We start from the raw sequence: 18,387 nt of genomic DNA on the forward strand, positions 1-18,387 counted from the left end.
CCGATTGGCTCTCACCGCCGATGTCAAAGACGAACTCACGAAGGTCGAAGTCAGCAAGACGACCGTCCGCGCCGCGGAGCTCGCGACCATCCTGCGGTTCTCGGGCGGGCTGCACCTGATCGGCGGCCGGATCGCGGTGGAGAGCGAGCTGGACACGCCCGAGCTCGCGCGCCGCGTCCGCAAGGACCTGGCCGAGCTGTACGGCGTCCGCAGCGACGTGTCGGTGATCTCGTCCTCCGGCGTCCGCCGCGCCAGCCAGTACCTGGTCCGCGTGCTGGAGGGCGGCGAGACGCTCGCCCGCCAGACCGGTCTGCTGGACGCCCGCCGCCGCCCGATCCGCGGCCTCCCGAACCGGCTCACGACCGGTTCCCGCGAGGAGCTCGCGGCCGTCTGGCGCGGCGCGTTCCTCGCGCACGGCTCGCTGACCGACCCGGGCCGTTCCGCCGCCCTGGAGGTCACCTGCCCCGGCAACGAGGCCGCCATGGCTCTCGTGGGCGCCGCGGGCCGCCTCGGCGTGTCCGCCAAGGCCCGCGAGGTGCGCGGGGTGCACCGGGTCGTCATCCGCGACGGCGAGGCGATCAGCGCCATGCTCGTGGCGATGGGCGCGGTGGAGACCGTCGCCAACTGGGAGGAGCTGCGCCAGCGCCGCGAAGTGCGGGCCACGGCCAACCGGCTGGTGAACTTCGACGACGCCAACCTGCGGCGCTCCGCCCAGGCCGCTGTCGCGGCCTGCTCCCGCGTCGAGCGCGCCCTGGAGATCCTCGGCCCGGACGTCCCGGAGCACCTGCGCTACGCCGGCGAGCTGCGCCTGGCGCACCGCGACGCCAGCCTCGACGAGCTCGGCCACCACGCCGACCCGCCCATGACGAAGGACGCCGTGGCCGGCCGCATCCGCCGCCTGCTGGCGATGGCCGACAAGAAGGCGTCCGACCTGGACATCCCCGGCACCGACGCCAACCTCCCCGCCGACCTGGATGAGGTGTAGTTTCCGCAATGGGCGTGCGGCCGGGAAGAGACCTGAAGCCGGCCGGGTTGCCGTCACTAGACTGAACAGGTCGCCCGAATCGGGAATCGAAGAAGAACAACTGTGGAGATGAGTAATGGCTGACTACACGCTGCCTGACCTTCCGTACGACTATGCGGCCCTGGAGCCCAACATCAGCGGCCGGATCATGGAGCTGCACCACGACAAGCACCACAAGACCTACGTCGACGGCGCCAACACCGCCATCGCGAAGCTGGCCGAGGCGCGCGACGCCGACGACCTGACGTACGTCAACAAGCTGCAGAAGGACCTGGCGTTCAACCTCGCCGGGCACGTCAACCACACGGTCTTCTGGAACAACCTGTCGCCGGAGGGCGGCGACAAGCCGACCGGCGAGCTCGCCGCGGCGATCGACGAGTTCTTCGGCTCGTTCGACAAGTTCCGCGCCCACTTCACCGCCTCGGCGCTCGGCATCCAGGGCTCCGGCTGGTCGATCCTCGCGTGGGACTCGCTGGGCCAGAAGCTCATCATCGAGCAGCTGTACGACCACCAGGGCAACCTCGCCGCGGCCACCATCCCGCTGCTCATGCTCGACATGTGGGAGCACGCCTTCTACCTCGACTACGTGAATGTCAAGGCGGATTACGTCAAGGCGTTCTGGAACATCACCAACTGGGCGGACGTGAACGACCGCTTCGTGAAGGCCCGCGAGAAGACCGCGGGTCTGCTGCTACTGTCGTAGCGGGTCGGCGTCCCGGGAGGGAGCCCTCCCGGGACGCCGCCGTCCGCAACAACACCCACATGGCGCCGTCCGGCGCCCCCATCAAGCAACGGGAGACATCTGTGTCCGTAAAGATCGGAATCAACGGGTTCGGTCGCATTGGTCGCAACTACCTGCGCGCGGCCCTCGCCAAGGGCAGCGACCTCGAGATCGTCGCGGTGAACGACCTCACCGACAACAAGACGCTCGCGCACCTGCTCAAGTACGACTCGATCACGGGCCGCCTGGACGCGACGGTCGAGCTCGAGGGCGACAGCATCGTCGTCAACGGCAAGCCGATCAAGGTGCTCGAGGAGCGCGACCCCGCCAACCTCCCGTGGGGCGACCTGGGCGTCGACATCGTCATCGAGTCCACCGGGCGCTTCACCAAGGCCGCAGACGCCAAGAAGCACCTCGAGGCGGGCGCCAAGAAGGTCATCATCTCCGCTCCGGCCACCGACGAGGACGCCACGTTCGTCATCGGCGTGAACGAGCACCTGTACGACCCGGAGAAGCACAACATCATCTCCAACGCGTCGTGCACCACCAACTGCCTCGCGCCGCTGGCCAAGGTCTTCAACGACGAGTTCGGCATCGAGCGCGGTCTGATGACCACGGTCCACGCCTACACCGCCGACCAGAACCTGCAGGACGGCCCGCACAGCGACCTCCGCCGTGCCCGCGCCGCCGCGATCAACATCGTCCCGACCTCCACCGGCGCCGCCAAGGCGATCGGCCTGGTTCTGCCGGAGCTGAAGGGCAAGCTCGACGGCTTCGCGCTGCGCGTCCCGGTCCCCACCGGCTCGATCACCGACCTGACCGTCACCGCCTCGCGCCCCGTCACCATCGACGAGGTCAAGGCCGCGTACAAGAAGGCCGCCGAGGGTCCGCTCAAGGGCATCCTCAAGTACACCGAGGACGAGATCGTCTCCTCCGACATCGTGTCCGACCCGCACTCGTCGATCTTCGACTCGGGGCTGCTGCGCGTGATCGGCGACCAGGTCAAGCTCTCGAGCTGGTACGACAACGAGTGGGGCTACTCCAACCGTCTGGTCGACCTGACCGAGTACGTCGCCGAGCGTCTCTAAGGGCCGGGAACCGACGTGACGCTCCGCACCCTCGACTCACTCGGTTCGCTCGCGGGAAAACGCGTCGTCGTCCGCTGTGATCTGAACGTCCCCCTCCAGGACGGGAAGATCACGGACGACGGTCGCGTGCGAGCGTCGATTCCCACTCTGGACGCCCTGATCAACCAGGGCGCCAAGGTGATCGTGATCTCCCACCTGGGCCGCCCCGAGGGCGCGCCCGACTCGAAGTACAGCCTGGCGCCGGTGGCCCAGCGGCTCTCGGAGCTGCTGGGCAAGCCGGTGACCTTCGCGCAGGACACCGTCGGCGCGGGCGCCGAGGCTGCGGTCGCGGGCCTGCGGGACGGCGATGTCGCCCTGCTGGAGAACCTCCGGTTCAACCCGGGCGAGACCGCGAAGGACGAGGCGGAGCGCACGGCGTTCGCCGCCAAGCTCGCCGCGTTCGGTGACGCCTTCGTCTCGGACGGCTTCGGCGTGGTCCACCGCAAGCAGGCCAGCGTGTACGAGCTCGCGAAGGCGCTCCCGAGCGCCGCGGGCACGCTCATCGCGGCCGAGCTGGATGTGCTCGACCGGCTCACCGAGAACCCCGAGCGCCCCTACGCGGTCGTGCTCGGCGGGTCCAAGGTGTCGGACAAGCTCGGCGTGATCGGCCACCTGCTTCCGCGCGTGGACTCGCTGCTGATCGGCGGCGGCATGCTGTTCACCTTCCTCGCCGCGCTCGGCCACAAGGTGGGCTCCAGCCTGCTGGAGGCCGACCAGATCGACACGGTGAAGGGCTACCTGGCGAAGGCCGAGGAGCTCGGCGTCGAGATCGTGCTGCCGCGCGACGTGGTCGTGGCCTCGAAGTTCGGCGCCGACGCGGAGCACGTGGTGCGCCCGATCGACGCGATCGAGGACACCGACTGGGGCGCCTCCGGGCTCGGCCTGGACATCGGCCCGGAGACCGGCGAGCTGTTCTCGGAGTACATCCGCGCCGCCCGCACGGTGTTCTGGAACGGCCCGATGGGCGTCTTCGAGCTGGCGCCGTTCGCGGCGGGCACCAAGGCGATCGCGCAGGCGCTCACCGAGGTCGACGGCCTCGGCGTCGTCGGCGGGGGAGACTCCGCGGCGGCCGTGCGCGCGCTCGGCTTCTCCGACGATCAGTTCGGTCACATTTCTACCGGCGGCGGCGCGAGCCTCGAGTTCCTCGAGGGCAAGCACCTGCCGGGTCTGGAGGTCCTGGGATGGCAGCAGTGAACGAGTCCGTGCGGCGGGTCCCGCTGATCGCGGGCAACTGGAAGATGAACCTCGACCACCTGCAGGCGATCGCGGTCGTCCAGAAGCTGGCGTGGACCCTGAAGGACGCCGGGCACGACTACTCGGCCGTCGAGGTCGCCGTGTTCCCGCCGTTCACCGACCTGCGCAGCGTGCAGACGCTCGTCGCGGCCGACAAGCTGCCGATCGCGTTCGGCGGCCAGGACGTCTCCGAGCACGACTCGGGCGCCTACACCGGCGAGATCGCGGCCTCGTTCCTCGCGGCCCTGGAGTCGCGCTACGTGATCATCGGCCACTCGGAGCGGCGCACGCTGCACAACGAGACCGACGAGCAGGTGGCGGCGAAGGTCGCCCAGGCGATCAAGAACAACATCGCGCCGATCATCTGCGTCGGCGAGACGGCGGAAGACCTGGAGACCCACGGCGCCAGCGCCGTGCCGGTCGCCCAGCTCCGCGCGGCCCTGGCGTCTGTCGACTCGGCCGCCGACTTCGTCGTCGCCTACGAGCCGGTCTGGGCCATCGGGTCCGGTCAGGCGGCGACGCCGGAGCAGGCCGAGCAGGTCGCGGCGGCGCTGCGCGCGGTGATCGTCGAACTCCTCGGCGAGGAGGTCGCGGCCAAGACGCGCATCCTGTACGGCGGCTCGGTGAAGTCCGGCAACATCGCCGGCTTCATGCGCGAGCCGAACGTCGACGGCGCTCTCGTCGGCGGCGCGAGCCTCGACGTGGCCGAGTTCTCGGCCATCATCCGCTACCAGAAGCACGTCGGAGTCTGACGGCGCGCGACGGCTCCCCGAACCTCCGGTGAGCCGTCGCGCCCTTCGGCGGTTATACTGGTCGTTGGTTTTGCCGGGCGCGGGCCCGGTCGCATCGAAAGGTCAAGCGTGCAGATTCTCACGGTCATCCTCCAGGTGTTGCTGGGGATCACCAGCCTCCTGCTGACCCTCCTCATCCTGTTGCACAAGGGACGCGGCGGCGGCCTCTCCGACATGTTCGGCGGCGGCGTCACCTCCAACCTGGGCGCCTCCGGCGTCGCGGAGCGCAACCTCAACAGGATCACCGTCATTCTCGGGCTCATCTGGATCACGTGCATCGTCGTGCTCGGGCTCATCACCAAATTCAGCGCCTAGCCGGCGCGCCTTCACCAGAGGAGAAGCATGGCATCCGGAGGAAGCGCAATCCGAGGCTCGCGCGTCGGCGCGGGCCCCATGGGGGAACAGGACCGCGGTTTCCACGCCGAGCGCGTGGCGGTCTCGTACTGGGACGCCCTCGGCAACGAGACCGTCCGTTATTTCGCGGCAAACCTGCCCGACGAGGAGATCCCCGATGTGATCGACTCGCCGTCCACCGGCCTCCCGGCCGGGCGTGACAAGGAGAACCCGCCCTCGGTCGCCAAGACCGAGCCGTACAAGACGCACCTGGCCTACGTGAAGGAGCGCCGCTCGGAGGAGGAGGCGGAGCAACTGCTCGAGGACGCCCTCAACCAGCTCCGCGCCCGCCGTGGTAAGCCCACCAGCAACTAGAGCGTCAACGAAGAAGCCCCGCCGGTCGATGACCGGCGGGGCTTTCGTGTGTTCGGGCTCAGTAGCTCGGGGCGATGAGATTCTCGGGCACGTCCACGGCGGCGTCCTTGTCCACGAAGAACACGGTGCGCTTGCGGCCCTTCGCGCCGGCGACCGGCACCTCGGTGTAACTCGCACCCGCGAGGGCGAGGCCCAGGGCGCTGGCCTTGTCGCTGCCGGAGAGCACCAGCCAGATCCGGTCGGAGGCGTTGAGCACCGGGCGGGTGAGGCTGAGCCGCAGCGGCGGCGGCTTCGGCGACTCGCGTTCCGCGATCACCGTGGCCTCCGTCTCGCGGATGCCCGCGCGGTCGGGGAACAGCGACGCGATGTGCCCGTCCGGGCCGACGCCGAGGAAGGTGATGTCGAACTTCGGGAAGGCCTGGCCCTCCGGAGCGAACGCCTCCAGCTCGGCGGCGTAGACGCGCGCCGCCTCGTCGACGTCGGGGATCTCGTCCGACGCCGGGAACGGGTGGATGTTCTCCGGCGGCACCGGGAGGTGGTCGAGGAGCGCCTCGCGCGCCTGGCGCTCGTTGCGCTCCTCGCTCGACTTCTCGACGAACCGCTCGTCGCCCCACCAGAAGTGCACCTTCGACCAGTCGATGGTGTCGCGCGCGGGGGAGCCGTTGACGGCCTCCAGCACGGCGATGCCCATCGTGCCGCCCGTCAGCGCGATGTTCGCCGCGCCGAGGTCGTCGAGGATGTCGATCGTCTTGGTGAGGAAGCGCGCGGCCACTGACGCGGCGACTGCTTCCTTGTCGGGGTGGACGAGCACCCGCCGTTCGTTCGTCATACTGTCGCGCCCACTCCTTCGTCGGAGGCCTCGAGCAGCCCGAGACCCTTCGTGATGACCTCGCCGTACAGGTCGTCCGGGTCCAGCCTACGCAGTTCCTCGGCGAGACAGTCGCGGAGGCTGCGGCGCGGCAGCGACAGATCGTGCGTCGGCTGTCCCGGCTGGGAGAGCCGTGCGATGTTCGGGACCTCGCGCTCGAGCTCGATCGTGCCGGACTCCCGCTCCATCCGTACGCCGTGGATGCCGCCGGAGCCGATCGCGCGCGACGCGAGATCGTACTGCACCGGCACCTGGAGCTGCAGGCGCAGCCACGCGGCGAGCAGGAGGGTGGAGGGGGAGTCGGCAGCGCCGGCGACCTCCACCCCGGTGATCGGCTCGTACGGCGGCTGGTCGAGCACCGCGGCGAGCTGCGCGCGCCACAGGGTGAGCCGCGTCCAGGCGAAGTCGGTGTCGCCGGGGGCGTACGTGTCCGCCAGGTGGAACAGGGCCTCCTGCGGATTCGGCTGGGCCGACGCGTCCGTGATGCGGATCGTGGCGATCCGGCCGAGCGGGGAGGTCGACGCCTTCGAGGGCGCGATCCCCGGCCACCAGACCACGACGGGAGCGTCGGGGAGCAGGAGGCCGGTGACCAGCCCCTCCTCGTCGCTCGCCGTCTCGCCGTAGGCGCGGAGCACGATGACTTCGCTCGCGCCGGCGTCGCCGCCTACGCGGATCTGGGCGTCGAGACGGCCGGAGTCCGTGTGACTGCGCTCCTCCTCGGTGGACACCACGATGACGCGCATCGGGTGCTCGCGGGAGGCGTCGTTGGCGGCCTCGATGGCCTCCTCCTCCTGGCCGAGGTGGGTGGCGATGATGAGCGTGAGCACGCGCCCGAGGGCGACGGCGCCGCCCTCCTCGCGGATCTTGACGAGCGCCTTCGAGATGTTGCTCGTCGTGGTGTCGGGCAGATCGACGATCATGGACGCCTCCAGACGCGGCCGTCGCGGGCGAGGAGCTCGTCGGCGGAAGTCGGGCCCCAGGTTCCGGGGCGGTACTGCTCGGGCTGGCCCTGCGTGGCCCAGAACTCCTCGATCGGGTCGAGGATCTTCCAGGACAGCTCGACCTCCTCGTGCCGCGGGAACAGCGGTGGATCGCCCAGCAGGACGTCGAGGATGAGACGCTCGTAGGCCTCGGGGCTCGCCTCGGTGAAGGCGTGGCCGTAGCCGAAGTCCATGCTCACGTCGCGCACCTGCATGCCGGCGCCGGGGACCTTCGAGCCGAAGCGGATGGTCACGCCCTCGTCGGGCTGCACGCGGATGACGAGCGCGTTCTGGCCGAGGGCGCTGGTCTGCGAGTCCGCGAAGAGCTGCTGCGGCGCGCGCTTGAACACGACCGCGATCTCGGTGACCCGGCGGCCCAGGCGCTTGCCGGCGCGCAGGTAGAACGGGACGCCGGCCCAGCGGCGGGTGCCGATGTCGAGCTTGATCGCCGCGTAGGTCTCCGTCGTGGAGTGCGGGTTCATCCCGTCCTCCTCCAGGAAGCCGACGACCTTCTCGCCGCCCTGCCAGCCGCTGCCGTACTGGCCGCGGGCGGTCGACTTGGCGAGGTCCTCCGGCAGCCGGACGGCCGCGAGCACTTTCTCCTTCTCGGCGCGCAGGTCCGCGGCGTCGAATGAGATGGGCTCCTCCATCGCCGTCAGGGCGAGGAGTTGCAGCAGGTGGTTCTGGATGACGTCGCGCGCGGCGCCGATACCGTCGTAGTAGCCGGCGCGGCCGCCCACTCCGATGTCCTCGGCCATCGTGATCTGAACGTGGTCGACGTAGTTGGCGTTCCAGATCGGCTCGTACAGCTCGTTGGCGAAGCGCAGCGCCAGGATGTTCTGGACCGTCTCCTTGCCGAGGTAGTGGTCGATGCGGAACACCGAGTCCGGCGGGAACACCGACTCCACGACCTTGTTGAGCTCGCGCGCCGACTTCAGGTCGCTGCCGAACGGCTTCTCGATGACGACGCGGCGCCAGCCGGTGCCGGACTGGTCGGCCAGCCCCGACTTCTTGAGCTGCTCGGTGACGAGCGGGAACGCCTTCGGCGGGATGGACAGGTAGAACGCGTGGTTGCCCATCGTGCCGCGCTCGACGTCCAGCTTCTGGACGGTCTCCTTGAGGCGCTGGAAGGCCTCGGCGTCGTCGAACTCGCCCGAGACGAAGCGCACGCCCTGGGCGAGCTGCTTCCACACGTCCTCGTCGAACGGCGTGCGCGCGTACTGTTTGACCGCGTCGTAGACGACCTTCTCGAAGTCCTGGTCCTCCCAGTCGCGTCGGGCGAACCCGACGAGCGAGAACCCGGGCGGCAGGAGGCCGCGGTTCGCGAGGTCGTAGACGGCCGGCATCAGCTTCTTGCGCGACAGGTCGCCCGTCACGCCGAAGATGATGAGGCTGCTCGGCCCCGCGATGCGGTTGAGGCGACGATCGGAGGGCAACCGCAGGGGGTTGAACTCCGGGGTGATCTCCACCGGTGACATCAGGCTCCTCTAGTTGACGGCCTCGAACAGCGAGACGACGTCGGCCTCGGGGTTCGTGAGGGTCAGGGTCAGCACCGGGCGGCCGTGCTCGCCGAGCACGCTCGCGTCGCCGGCGGCCTGAGCCTGGATGAGCTGGCCGAAGGTGAACGGACGGCCCGGGATCTCCAGATCCTCCGGCGCCACGGCGGTGATCTGCAGGAACACGCCGACGGCGGGACCGCCCTTGTGGAACTGACCGGTCGAGTGCAGGAAGCGCGGGCCCCAGCCGAAGGTGACAGGGCGGCCGGCCTTGGCGGCCAGCAGGTCGCGGATGCCCGCGAGCTGCGGGAGCGCGAGGCGGTCGACGTAGGCCTGGACCGAGACGTAGCCGTCCGGTCCGAGCTGCGTGAGCAGGGCGTCCACCGCGCCGTCGAGCGTCGACGCGTCGCCGAGGAACGAACCGGTGGTGCGCACCTCGACGCCGCCGGCGGTGAACGCGGGCGCGACGGGCTCCGGACGGTTCTCGAGCAGCGCTCGGGCGGCGACCTTGGCGGCCTCCACGTCGGGCTGGTCGAACGGGTTGATCCCGAGCAGGCGGCCGGCGACCGCGGTCGCGTACTCCCAGACGATGAGCTGGGCCCCCAGGCTGCCGGAGACGAGGATCTCGCCCTCGTGGCGGGCGGCCGGGAACAGGTGGTGGGCCTCCGCGTTGGCGACGAGCCGGACCACCTGGAGGTCGGCGGGCTTCGACGTCAGCTCGGGGGCGAGCGTGTCGAGCACGACGGGGAGCAGGCCGGTGCCGTTCTTGCCGGTGGACTCCGCGATGAGCTGCTCGGCCCAGTCCGCGAACCCGACGATGTGGGTGCCGTCCGAGACGATGCCCAGCTTGTCCTTGAGCGGGTTGGTGCCGGCGATCGCGGCGCCGAGCACGAGGCCCGGGTTGGCGTCGTTGTCGACGGCGAGCTCGATGAGCGTCGCCTCGGCCTCGTCCAGCAGCTCGGAGATGTCCACGCCGGCGAGGCCGGACGGGACCAGCCCGAAAGCGGTGAGCGCCGAGTAGCGGCCGCCCACGTTGGGGTCGGCGTTGAACACGCGGTAGCCCGCCTCGCGCGCCGACTGGTCGAGCGGCGAGCCCGGGTCGGTGACGACGACGATGCGCTCCGTCGGGTCGATGCCGGCGTCGCGGAACCACTTCTCGTAGACACGCTTCTGGCTGTCGGTCTCCAGGGTCGAGCCCGACTTGGAGGAGATGACGACGGCGGTCGCCTGGAGGCGGTCGCGCAGGGCCGACAGCACCTGACCGGGGTCGGTCGAGTCGAGGACCGTGAGCTCGGCCTCAGCGGTGCGCGTGATGACCTCGGGCGCGAGCGAAGAGCCGCCCATGCCGCCGAGGACGATGTGGTTCACGCCTTTGGCGTGCAGCTGCTCGCGCAGGGCGACGATCTCGGGGACGAGCGGGCGGGAGATGGCGACGGCCTCGGTCCAGCCGAGGCGCTTGGCGGCCTCCGGCTCGGCGTCCGGGCCCCAGAGGGTGGGATCCTGCGCGGTGATGCCGGAGGCGACGCGGTCGGCGACGAGCTGCGGCACCACCGACGCGACGGCCTGGGCCGCCGCGCCGGTGACATGGATGCGGAAGGTCACTTGGCGGCCTCCAGCGCGTTGGTGACGGTCTCGACGAGCTCGCCCCACGACACGTTGAACTTGTCGACGCCCTCGCGCTCGAGTGTGGCGGTCACGTCGTCGTAGTCGATGCCGAGGCCGGCCAGCGCGTCCAGGACGCCCTTCGCGTCGGCGTAGTTGCCGGTGACGGTGTCGCCGGTGATCTCACCGTGGTCGAAGGTCGCCTCCAGCGTCTTCTCCGGCATGGTGTTGACCGTGTTCGGCGCGACCAGCTCGGTGACGTAGAGGGTGTCGGGCAGGCTCGGGTCCTTGACGCCGGTCGAGGCCCAGAGCGGGCGCTGCTCGTTCGCGCCGGCGGCCACGAGGGCCTTGGCGCGGTCGGTGGCGAACTCCTGCTCGTACAGCTCGTAGGCGAGGCGGGCGTTGGCGATGCCGGCCTTGCTCTTGAGCGCGAGCGCCTCGTCGGTGCCGATCGCGGTCAGGCGCTTGTCGACCTCGGTGTCCACGCGGGACACGAAGAACGACGCCACCGACTGGATGCCGGACAGGTCGATGCCCGCGGCCTTGGCCTTCTCGAGGCCGGTCAGGTACGCGTCTATCACCTGGCGGTAGCGCTCGAGGCTGAAGATCAGCGTGACGTTGACGCTGATGCCGGCCGCGATGGTCTCGGTGATGGCCTCGAGGCCCTCGACCGTCGCGGGGATCTTGATCAGCACGTTGGGCTTGTCCACCTTGGCGGCGAGCTTCTTGGCCGTCTCGATGGTGGCCTTCGCGTCGTGCGCGAGGCCCGGCTCCACCTCGATGGAGACGCGGCCGTCGACGCCGTTGCTGGCCTCGAAGACCTCGTGGAAGATGTCGCTGGCGTCGGCGACGTCGTCGGTCGTGATCTCGAAGATCGCGTCCTCGACGCTCACGCCGGCGGCGGCGAGCTCCTTGACCTGCGCGTCGTAGGCCTCGCCCTTGGAGAGCGCGGCGGCGAAGATCGTCGGGTTGGTGGTCACGCCGACGACGTTGCGCTCGGCGATCAGCTTCTGGAGGCCGCCCGTGGCGATGCGCTCACGGGACAGGTCGTCCAGCCAGATGCTGACGCCCGCGGCGGACAGCGCGGCCGTGGGGGAGGTGGTGGCGGAAGTGGTGTCGGTCATCGTGGTTTCTTCTTCTCTTCCTCAGTGCCCGCGCTCAGAGCGACGCGAGCGATTCCTTGGCTGCGGCGACGGCATGCTCGGTGGTCATGCCGAACTCGCGGAACAGCGTCTTGTAGTCGGCCGAGGCGCCGAAGTGCTCGATCGAGACGCTGCGGCCGTGGTCGCCGACGATCTTGTCCCAGGCGAGCGCCAGGCCGGCCTCGATGGAGACGCGGGCCTTCAGGTCGGACGGGAGGACCTTCTCCTGGTAGGCGGCGTCCTGCTCGTGGAACCATTCCAGGCAGGGGGCCGAGACGACGCGGGCGTTGATGCCCTCGCCGCGGAGGACCTCGCGGGCCTCCAGCGCGATCTGCACCTCGGAGCCGGTGGCGATGAACAGCACGTCGGGGGTGCCGCCCGGGGCCTCGGCCAGGATGTACGCGCCCTTGGCGACGTTGGCCGCCGAGGCGAGGGTGTCGCCGGTGGCCTCGCCGTCGCCGCGCTCGAACACGGGGATGTTCTGGCGGGTCAGGGCGATGCCGGCGGGGCCGCCGCGGCGCTCCAGGATGGTCTTCCACGCGTAGGCGACCTCGTTGGCGTCGCCCGGGCGGACGACGTCGAGGTGCGGGATGGCGCGGAGCGTGGAGAGCTGCTCGATCGGCTGGTGCGTCGGGCCGTCCTCGCCGAGCGCGACCGAGTCGTGCGTCCAGACGAAGATCGACGGCACCTGCATGAGCGCGGCCAGGCGGATCGCGGGGCGCTGGTAGTCGCTGAAGATCAGGAACGTGCCGCCGAACGGGCGGGTCGGCCCGTGCAGCACGATGCCGTTGAGGATCGCGGCCATCGCATGCTCGCGGATGCCGAAGTGCAGCACGCGGCCGTACGGGTTGCCGGTCCACTCGTGGGTCGAGTGCTCGGTGGGCACGAACGACGCGGCGCCCTCGATGGTGGTGTTGTTCGACTCGGCGAGGTCGGCCGAGCCGCCCCACAGCTCGGGCATGACGCCGGCGATGGCGTTGAGGACCTTGCCGCTGGCGGCGCGGGTGGAGACGTCCTTGCCCGCCTCGAAGACCGGGAGGGCCTCCTCGAAGCCCGCGGGCACGTCGCCGGCGAGCAGGCGGTCGAGGAGCTCCTTGCGCTCCGGGTTCGCAGCGGCCCAGGCGTCGAAGCCCTTCTGCCACTCGGCGTGCTCCTGCGCGCCGCGCTCGACGGCCTTACGGGTGTGCTCGATGACGTCCTCGGCGACCTCGAAGGTCTGGTCGGGGTCGAAGCCGAGCACCTCCTTGACGGCGCGCAGTTCGTCGGCGCCGAGCGCCGAGCCGTGGATCTTGCCGGTGTTCTGCTTCTTCGGCGCCGGCCAGCCGATGATGGTCTTGAGGACGATCAGCGACGGCTTGTCGGTGACGGCCTGCGCGTTGAGGATGGCCTGGTGCAGCTCCTGCACGTCCTCGTGGTAGACGCCGGTCTTCTTCCAGTCGACCACCTGCACGTGCCAGTGGTAGGCCTCGTAGCGGGCCTTGACGTCCTCGGTGAAGGCGATGTTGGTGTCGTCCTCGATCGAGATCTGGTTGGCGTCGTAGATGGCGATCAGGTTGCCGAGCTGCTGGTGGCCGGCGAGGCTGGAGGCCTCCGAGCTGACGCCCTCCTCGAGGTCGCCGTCGCTCGCGATCACGTAGACGAAGTGGTCGAACGGGCTGGTGCCGGGGGCGGCCTCCGGGTCGAACAGGCCGCGCTCGAAGCGCTGGGCGTAGGCGAAGCCGACCGAGGAGGAGATGCCCTGGCCGAGCGGCCCGGTGGTGATCTCGACGCCCTTGGTGTGGCGGTACTCGGGGTGGCCGGGGGTGAGCGAGCCCCAGGTGCGGAGCGCCTTGAGGTCGTCGAGCTCGAGGCCGTAGCCGCCGAGGTAGAGCTGGATGTACTGGGTGAGCGAGCTGTGGCCTGCGGACAGGATGAAGCGGTCGCGGCCGAGCCAGTGCTCGTCGTGCGGGTCGCGGCGCATCACCTTCTGGAACAGCAGGTACGCGGCGGGGGCCAGGCTCATCGCGGTGCCGGGATGACCGTTGCCCACCTTCTCCACCGCGTCGGCCGCGAGGACGCGCACCGTGTCTACTGCCTTGTTGTCAATGGGATCCCACTGCAGAGCTGCCACGTGAAAACTGACCCTTCGTAGATGTGGTGAGGGCCGTCGTGTAACCCGCACCGGTTGAGGTAGTGCGCGCCGTGGACGTCATCGGCGCCGGTGGCGCTTCTCCGTCACAGTCCTACAAATCGAGGTCCGTGGGAAGGGGCACCGGCTGGCGAGCACCTCCAAGTATAGGTAACGCGCACGAAACACGGGGTCTTCCCGCAGGTCCGTGCGCTACCGCCCTGCGCACCGCCGCGGAAGACTGCGGAACTGCACCGGTGTCGTAGACTGGTCGCGGTCTGTAACAATCCGCACAGTCGCCGGGACACTCCGTGAGACCGGCGTCCCGGGGCCGCACGAACCCAGTACTAAGAGACCCAGTTATCCAGGGGAGCAATGGACGTCGCTGTATCGAGCCGTGTCGAACCGGCGAGCCGCATCGGCGTCGCGCGCAAGGCGAAGGCGTACCTCGCCCTCACCAAGCCGCGCGTGGTCGAACTGCTGCTGGTCACGACCGTCCCGACGATGATCCTCGCCGCTCACGGCATCCCGAACCTGTGGCTGGTGCTGGCCACGGTGGTCGGCGGCTACATGTCGGCCGGCTCGGCCGGCGCGTTCAACTGCTACATCGACCGCGACATCGACCGCGTGATGCGCCGCACCAAGAACCGGCCGCTGGTGACCGGCGAACTGAGCGACCGGGAGGCCCTCGGCTTCGCGTGGGCGCTCGGCATCGCCTCCGTGCTTGTGCTCGGCTTCTTCACGAACTGGCTCGCGGCGGCGCTGTCGGTCGGCGCCATCCTGCTGTACGTCGTCTTCTACACCCTCATCCTCAAGCGCCGCACCGCCCAGAACATCGTCTGGGGCGGGATCGCCGGCTGCATGCCCGTGCTGATCGGCTGGGCTGCCGTCACCGGCTCGCTCGCCTGGCCGCCGGTCATCCTGTTCGGCGTCATCTTCCTCTGGACGCCCCCGCACTACTGGCCGCTGTCGATGAAGTACCGCGAGGACTACAAGGAGGCGGGCGTCCCGATGCTCGCCGTCGTCCGCGGCCGCACGGTCGTGGGCCTCCAGGTCATCCTCTACGCGTGGGCGATGGTCGCCTGCTCGCTGCTGCTCATCCCGGTGGCGCACATGGGGCTGCTCTACACGGTGGTCTCGCTGGGCGCAGGCGGCTGGTTCCTCTACGAGTCGCACCGGCTCTACAACCTCGCGATCCGCCATGAGCACGTCTCGCCCATGCGGGTGTTCCACGGCTCCATCGCCTACCTGACGCTCATCTTCCTGGCCGTCGCGATCGACCCCCTGCTCTGGTTCTGACCCGCGATTCGCGCCGAATGTCGTGAATGGGCGGCGCTTTCGTGACATTCGTGCCGAATGTGCGCGGCGCTGGTAGCGTGCCGAGCGTGCAGGCGCTGAGGACGGCCCGGCTCGTCCTCGACGCGCCGGGGGAGGAGGACATCCCCGCCGTCTTCGAGGCCTGCAGTGATCCGGAGACCCTGCGCTGGGTCCCGCTGCCCCAGCCGTACACGATCGACAACGCCGAGTTCTTCGTGCGCGAGTACTGCCCCTACGGGCTGGCGAGCGGACGGTTCACGGTGTGGGCGATCCGGGAGGGTGCGAGCGCGCCGCTCCTCGGGATCGTGGAGGTGCGCCGGGATGAGGCGGCCGGGTCCGCCTCCCTCGGCTGCTGGCTGACGCCGTCCGCGCGGCGCAGGGGAGTGATGACCGAGGCGCTGACGGCCGTGTGCGACTACGCGCTCTCGCCGGGTGGCCTGGCCCTCGACGCGCTGCGCTGGGAGTACCTGCCCGGCAACGAGGCCAGCAGGCGGCTCGCCGAAGCGGTCGGGTTCGACTTCGCGGGCGCCGCGCGGCACACGGTGGACTTCCGCGGCGAGCAGCGTGAGGCCCTGATCGGGGTGCTACGCAGTGACGACGTCCGCGGCTGAGCCGGCCTCGACCGTGTCGCGCGGCGCGGGCGCCGTCAGCGACATCACCACCGCCGTCATCGCCGACGCGAGCGTTGCCGCCAGCGTCATGTGGATGCCGACCAGGATGCCGGGAAGCCCGGTGTTGGACTGGATGAGCCCGACCGCGATCTGCGCGAGCTCGACGGCGAGCAGCAGCAGCGTGAAGCGGCGGACGGGCGTCCCGCGGAGCCGCCAGGCGCCGGCCACGAGCACCAGCGTCAGGGCGAAGGTCAGGTACGCCGGGGTGGCGTGCACGTGCTCGATGAGTTCCGGGTTCAGGCCGGTACGGGGGGTCTTGGGGTCGCCGGCGTGCGGGCCGGTGCCCGTCGTGACGATCCCGAGGACGATCGTCACACCGACGACCACGCTCGTCACGTAGGCCGTGACGGCGTACCAGGCCGGCACCGCGCGGATACGCGGGCCGGGGACGGCGTACACGCGCACGAGGAACACCGTCGTCAGCGCGACCAGCACGATGGAGGTGACGAAGTGGAGGCCGACGATCCACCAGCTCAGGCCGGTCAGGACGGTGATCCCGCCGAGCACCGCCTGGAACGGCACACCCAGGCCGGCGGCGAAGGCGAGCCAGAACAGGTCGCGGCGCGAGCGGAGCAGCTTGACCACCATCAGGAACGCGAGGATCGCCAGGATCGCGAGCACGCCGCCGAGCATGCGGTTGCCGAACTCGATCACGCCGTGGATGCCCATCTCTGGCGTGTTCACGATCGAGTCCGCCGTGCACTTGGGCCAGGTCGGGCAACCCAGTCCGCTGGAGGTGAGCCGGACGGCGCCGCCCGTGGTGACGAGCATGATCTGAGCCGCGAGGTAGAGCCAGGCGACGACCTTGGTGCGCCGGTCGACACGGTCGGGCAGCCACGCGATGATGCGCTTCATAAGTTCCTGGGTTCCTCAGATCTGATCGATACTCGGCCAACGTGCAGGCGCGCCTCTACTATTACCGCCTCGCACCTGTAGAATTGGTGGGTTCGAGAAACGCGCGACCCTGCGCGTGCTCGCAGGCGTTTCCTCGCCTGCGGCCGGGGCGCTGTCGCCCATGTCCTCGATCAGTCTAGGTACGTGCTGAGTCGATACGCAGCACGCACAGCACGCAACGAAGCCACCCGCACAATCAGGACGCTCCCAGCGCACGGCAGCCGCACGCCGGGGGAGGAATGAGCCGGACTGATATCCGGTTGAGAGTGGTAGGAAACGAGGTAGATATGTCAGACATCCTGATCGACCGGCCAGAACTCGCGAGCCTCGGGCAGTACGAGTTCGGCTGGGCGGACTCCGACGCCGCCGGAGCCTCCGCGCGTCGTGGGCTCGGCCCCGAGGTGGTGACCGACATCTCCCACCTCAAGAACGAGCCCGAGTGGATGCTGCAGCGCCGCCTGAAGGCCCTCCAGCTGTTCGAGCGCAAGCCGATGCCGACCTGGGGCGCCGATCTCTCCGAGATCGACTTCGACAACATCAAGTACTTCGTCCGCTCCACCGAGAAGCAGGCCCAGAGCTGGGAGGACCTGCCGGAGGACATCCGCAACACCTACGAGAAGCTCGGCATCCCCGAGGCCGAGCGCCAGCGCCTCGTCGCCGGCGTCGCCGCGCAGTACGAGTCCGAGGTCGTCTACCACCAGATCCGCGAGGACCTGGAGGAGCAGGGCGTCATCTTCCTCGACACCGACACCGCGCTGAGGGAGCACCCGGAGATCTTCCAGGAGTACTTCGGCACGGTCATTCCGGCCGGCGACAACAAGTTCGCGGCGCTCAATACGGCCGTCTGGTCCGGCGGCTCGTTCGTGTACGTGCCCAAGGGCGTCCACGTCGAGATCCCGCTGCAGGCCTACTTCCGCATCAACACGGAGAACATGGGCCAGTTCGAGCGCACGCTGATCATCGCCGACGAGGGCAGCTACGTGCACTACATCGAGGGCTGCACGGCCCCGATCTACAAGTCCGACTCGCTGCACTCCGCGGTGGTCGAGATCATCGTGAAGAAGAACGCCCGCGTCCGTTACACGACCATCCAGAACTGGTCGAACAACGTCTACAACCTCGTCACCAAGCGCGCCACGGCCGCTGAGGGCGCGACGATGGAGTGGATCGACGGCAACATCGGCTCCAAGGTGACGATGAAGTACCCGTCGATCTACCTGATGGGAGAGCACGCCAAGGGCGAGACCCTCTCCGTCGCCTTCGCGGGCCCGGGCCAGCACCAGGACGCCGGCGCCAAGATGATCCACATGGCGCCCTACACGCAGTCCTCGATCGTCTCGAAGTCCATCGCCCGTGGCGGTGGCCGTGCCGGCTACCGCGGCGAGGTCCGGGTGGACGCCAACGCGCACCACGCCGCCAACACCGTGCGCTGCGACGCGCTGCTGGTCGACACCATCTCCCGGTCCGACACCTACCCGGCGATCGACATCCGGGTGGACGACGTGCAGCTCGGCCACGAGGCCACGGTCTCCCGCGTGAGCGAGGAGCAGCTGTTCTACCTGATGTCCCGGGGGCTCCCGGAGGACGAGGCCATGGCGATGATCGTCCGCGGCTTCATCGAGCCGATCGCTCGCGAGCTCCCGATGGAATACGCACTCGAACTCAACAAGCTCATCGAGATGGGCATGGAAGGCTCTGTCGGCTGA

The 18,387-nt window shown here is 69.5% G+C and carries 17 protein-coding genes; 10 read left to right on the forward strand and 7 right to left on the reverse strand.

What is annotated here, in order from left to right; translation table 11 throughout:
- Window positions 1-4: 4 nt before the first annotated feature.
- The 7 genes from whiA (at window position 5) to AC1ROW_RS01550 (ending at window position 5,604) form a co-directional block, all read left to right on the forward strand.
- Window positions 5-985: a DNA-binding protein WhiA gene (whiA, locus tag AC1ROW_RS01520; RefSeq protein WP_493017105.1), complete on the forward strand. Its 981-nt coding sequence runs from the start codon at window positions 5-7 to the stop codon at window positions 983-985.
- 115 nt (window positions 986-1,100) lie between these two features.
- Complete coding sequence (locus AC1ROW_RS01525) at window positions 1,101-1,727, forward strand: superoxide dismutase (RefSeq protein ID WP_431345949.1); 627 nt, start codon at window positions 1,101-1,103, stop codon at window positions 1,725-1,727.
- Between the two features lie 101 nt (window positions 1,728-1,828).
- Window positions 1,829-2,833: a type I glyceraldehyde-3-phosphate dehydrogenase gene (gap, locus tag AC1ROW_RS01530; RefSeq protein ID WP_493017106.1), complete on the forward strand. Its 1,005-nt coding sequence runs from the start codon at window positions 1,829-1,831 to the stop codon at window positions 2,831-2,833.
- Between the two features lie 15 nt (window positions 2,834-2,848).
- Window positions 2,849-4,066, forward strand: a complete 1,218-nt coding sequence (locus tag AC1ROW_RS01535; RefSeq protein WP_493017107.1) for a phosphoglycerate kinase — start codon at window positions 2,849-2,851, stop codon at window positions 4,064-4,066.
- A complete protein-coding gene (tpiA, locus tag AC1ROW_RS01540; protein ID WP_493017108.1) occupies window positions 4,054-4,857 on the forward strand; it encodes a triose-phosphate isomerase in 804 nt (267 codons plus the stop codon). The genes AC1ROW_RS01535 and tpiA overlap by 13 nt, the downstream gene beginning before the upstream one ends.
- Window positions 4,858-4,965: 108 nt before the next feature.
- Window positions 4,966-5,211 (forward strand): preprotein translocase subunit SecG, encoded by a 246-nt coding sequence (gene secG / locus AC1ROW_RS01545; RefSeq protein ID WP_179605831.1) that lies wholly within the window; start codon window positions 4,966-4,968, stop codon window positions 5,209-5,211.
- A gap of 27 nt (window positions 5,212-5,238) precedes the next feature.
- Window positions 5,239-5,604 (forward strand): RNA polymerase-binding protein RbpA, encoded by a 366-nt coding sequence (locus AC1ROW_RS01550; protein WP_345834926.1) that lies wholly within the window; start codon window positions 5,239-5,241, stop codon window positions 5,602-5,604.
- A gap of 58 nt (window positions 5,605-5,662) precedes the next feature.
- Here AC1ROW_RS01550 and pgl read toward each other — a convergent pair whose 3' ends face one another.
- The 6 genes from pgl to tkt are packed head-to-tail and all read right to left on the reverse strand — an operon-like array spanning window position 5,663 to window position 13,802.
- Window positions 5,663-6,433, reverse strand: coding sequence for a 6-phosphogluconolactonase (gene pgl, locus AC1ROW_RS01555; RefSeq protein ID WP_493017109.1), 771 nt, complete (start codon window positions 6,431-6,433; stop codon window positions 5,663-5,665).
- Window positions 6,430-7,392 carry a glucose-6-phosphate dehydrogenase assembly protein OpcA gene (locus AC1ROW_RS01560; protein WP_493017110.1) on the reverse strand — a complete coding sequence of 321 codons (963 nt, stop codon included), beginning with the start codon at window positions 7,390-7,392 and terminating at the stop codon, window positions 6,430-6,432. The genes pgl and AC1ROW_RS01560 overlap by 4 nt, the downstream gene beginning before the upstream one ends.
- Window positions 7,389-8,930 (reverse strand): glucose-6-phosphate dehydrogenase, encoded by a 1,542-nt coding sequence (gene zwf / locus AC1ROW_RS01565; protein ID WP_493017111.1) that lies wholly within the window; start codon window positions 8,928-8,930, stop codon window positions 7,389-7,391. Before zwf ends, AC1ROW_RS01560 begins: the two co-directional genes overlap by 4 nt.
- Before the next feature lie 9 nt (window positions 8,931-8,939).
- Window positions 8,940-10,550, reverse strand: coding sequence for a phosphoglucose isomerase-related protein (locus tag AC1ROW_RS01570; protein WP_493017112.1), 1,611 nt, complete (start codon window positions 10,548-10,550; stop codon window positions 8,940-8,942).
- Window positions 10,547-11,674 (reverse strand): transaldolase, encoded by a 1,128-nt coding sequence (gene tal, locus AC1ROW_RS01575; protein ID WP_493017113.1) that lies wholly within the window; start codon window positions 11,672-11,674, stop codon window positions 10,547-10,549. The genes AC1ROW_RS01570 and tal overlap by 4 nt, the downstream gene beginning before the upstream one ends.
- 34 nt (window positions 11,675-11,708) lie before the next feature.
- Complete coding sequence (tkt, locus tag AC1ROW_RS01580; RefSeq protein ID WP_493017114.1) at window positions 11,709-13,802, reverse strand: transketolase; 2,094 nt, start codon at window positions 13,800-13,802, stop codon at window positions 11,709-11,711.
- Between the two features lie 372 nt (window positions 13,803-14,174).
- Here tkt and AC1ROW_RS01585 point away from each other — a divergent pair, with 372 nt between their 5' ends.
- Both AC1ROW_RS01585 and AC1ROW_RS01590 read left to right on the forward strand, forming a co-directional pair.
- Window positions 14,175-15,098, forward strand: a complete 924-nt coding sequence (locus AC1ROW_RS01585; RefSeq protein ID WP_493017115.1) for a heme o synthase — start codon at window positions 14,175-14,177, stop codon at window positions 15,096-15,098.
- An 86-nt stretch (window positions 15,099-15,184) separates the two neighbouring features.
- Complete coding sequence (locus AC1ROW_RS01590) at window positions 15,185-15,727, forward strand: GNAT family N-acetyltransferase (RefSeq protein WP_493017116.1); 543 nt, start codon at window positions 15,185-15,187, stop codon at window positions 15,725-15,727.
- Here AC1ROW_RS01590 and AC1ROW_RS01595 read toward each other — a convergent pair.
- Window positions 15,701-16,642 carry a COX15/CtaA family protein gene (locus AC1ROW_RS01595; protein WP_493017117.1) on the reverse strand — a complete coding sequence of 314 codons (942 nt, stop codon included), beginning with the start codon at window positions 16,640-16,642 and terminating at the stop codon, window positions 15,701-15,703. The genes AC1ROW_RS01590 and AC1ROW_RS01595 overlap by 27 nt on opposite strands.
- A 326-nt stretch (window positions 16,643-16,968) precedes the next feature.
- Here AC1ROW_RS01595 and sufB point away from each other — a divergent pair, with 326 nt between their 5' ends.
- Entirely contained in the window at window positions 16,969-18,387 is a 1,419-nt protein-coding gene (sufB, locus tag AC1ROW_RS01600) for a Fe-S cluster assembly protein SufB (protein ID WP_179605842.1), read from the forward strand.

It is taken from the genome of Leifsonia sp. GW821-FHT13C09 (assembly GCF_058806435.1).